The organism is Sphingomonas faeni (assembly GCF_023195535.1).
GTDB classification, from domain to species: domain Bacteria; phylum Pseudomonadota; class Alphaproteobacteria; order Sphingomonadales; family Sphingomonadaceae; genus Sphingomonas; species Sphingomonas faeni_B.
The window spans coordinates 1-2221 of record NZ_JALPNF010000025.1 but is presented as its reverse complement, the minus strand read 5'-3'; the positions used below and the strand labels follow the sequence as shown (position 1 = coordinate 2221).

General features: G+C 57.2%; 2 protein-coding genes. Both read left to right on the top strand.

The window, feature by feature from the left end; translation table 11 throughout:
• Positions 1-1427: DUF6538 domain-containing protein (locus SPHN_RS18305; RefSeq protein WP_248525270.1), on the top strand; the 1427-nt coding region annotated here is incomplete at its 5' end.
• 115 nt (positions 1428-1542) lie between these two features.
• Positions 1543-2208, top strand: a complete 666-nt coding sequence (locus tag SPHN_RS18300) for a hypothetical protein (protein WP_248525269.1) — start codon at positions 1543-1545, stop codon at positions 2206-2208.
• Positions 2209-2221: the final 13 nt, after the last annotated feature.

Below are 2221 nucleotides of genomic sequence, written 5' to 3'. Positions count from 1 at the left end.
ACGGTAAGCTGCTACGGGATTTGCCCCGCGGGGTGCTGCGGCGAGGGGAAAGACTCTACTACAGGCACACCATTCCGGTGGATTCTCAGCGTCTGCTGGATCGGCTCGAAATCTGGCGCTCGCTTCGGACTGACAGCCTTTCCGTTGCCCTGCGCCGATTGCCGGGTGTCGTCGCTCGGATCGAAATGAAGATCGAGCGCGCCCGCGCGCTGGCGGGCATGGCGGTCGATGCGATGCTCATTGAATCAGCGAGCCACGACCCCGCCGATGATCCGGTGTCGATCGCGGTTGCGTCAGCGCCCGTCGAGCGCATCCAGCGCGTTAACCCGCTCACACTGGCTGAGGCGTATCGCTGCTACATCGATGACCCAACGCGCGCATGGGCGGCTACCACGCGGGAAGCATATGAGACGAGCCGGAAGCTGGCCGTTGCGCTGATCGGTGAAACACTGCCCGTCGCGTCAATCTCGCGCGCGCACTGTCGCGATATGCTCGATGTGCTGCGCTTCCTGCCCGCCAACGCGGGGAAGCTGTTTCCGAAGCTCTCGCCGCGTGAGGCCGCAGATCGCGCTCGCCTGCACAGCGACATCAAGGTCATCAGCGCGGCGAATGCTAACTCGCTAATGTCGAATATGAGCAGCTTCCTCAACTGGGCGGTCAATGAGGAACTGCTCGCCCGCAATCCGGCGCGAGGGCTGCGCCTACCCGACCCCATCAACAAGCGAGACAAGCGCTCACCGTTCGACCGCGACCAGCTTCATGCGATCTTCAACGCGCCTCTTTATCGCGGCTGCGTCGATGGCGCGCGCGGATATAATAAGGTTGGCACCCAGCGCCCACGCAATGCGCGATTTTGGGTGCCGCTCATCGCGTTGTTCACCGGTGCGCGATTGGGGGAAATCTGCCAGCTTGATGCCACGGATATCCGCACCGTCGATGGCGTCGATTGTATCGTTGTGAGCCTGCGCTCACTGAATGGGACCACCGATAAACAGTTAAAGACCACCGCGAGCGACCGGCTGATTCCTGTCCATCCAGTCCTAATCGAGTGTGGACTACTTCACTTCGCCGAGGCGAAGCGGAAGGCGGGAAAGAAAAAGCTGTTCGATGACATCGAGACGGGATCAACGGGCTTGCGCCCAGTGGCATTCAGCAAATGGTTCACCCAATTCCTGCGCGCCTGCGGAGCGCAACGAAGCCGCACCTCATTTCACTCGTTCCGACACAACTTTCGAGACGAGCTACGCGCCGCACGCATTGACCACGATATCGCGTTAATCCTTGGCGGGTGGACCACCGGATCGTCCCGAACTGCTGTCCACGAGAACTACGGGAGCGGCTACCGGGTTGATGCGCTTAACGAAGCCGTGGGGAAGCTATCGTTCGAGCAAGTTGATGTCCGTCACATTGCACGCCGGTCGGGGTGAGCCGTCAGAAGGGTCCACATGCGAGCGCTGGACGGTTGCTCTTATTGATGGCTTCTCCAAACTCTGACAGGGAGAATGCCACAATGACAAGGTCGTTCGTCAGCAGGAGTTGCGCATGGGTCTGTTAGATCGAATGATTGGTAGAAATGTGGAGAAGTATCTCTCTTCCATGTTGGCGACCGGGCAGACTGACGCGGAATTTCCTAATTTGGTTTTCGACGCTGCTCGCGTTTACGCGCAAAATAATGGCGCTAAGTATTACGCCGATATGCGGGACTCGATTGGGTTTGATAAAGAGTTCAAGGGCAAGAACTACAATGTGTTTTTTATGAAAGGTCGTGGCGGCAGGGGCACGAGTGTTACGCTAAAGCAGCAGCCGAGTGCCAGAGATCGAATGGAATCTGAAATTCGAGCACTCACTCCGTCGCGCGAAGAGCACAGTATCGAATTTCAGAGCGCGCTCACGGAGCTTGATAAGCTGTCTGAAACGGATGTTAATCGCAAAAGACCATCGTGGGATGGTGATCACAAATCGATGGCGGATTTCACTACTTTTCTATCCGATGGCCTTACGAAGAGCCGCATTCCCACAGCCTACTGGGCAATGCTGCTTCAAACGCCACAAGCTCGCGGATTGATGCTGTCTTTCGTGTCTATACTGGAAGACAATGGCGCGCCAGTTCCGATACAGAAGTTATGCGCTGTCCGCTTCATTGGTCATATGTGGGAAAGGCTGAGCCCAGAACATAAATCGCAGTTTGAGGCGTACGGCAGAACCTAAGCTATGCTTCACA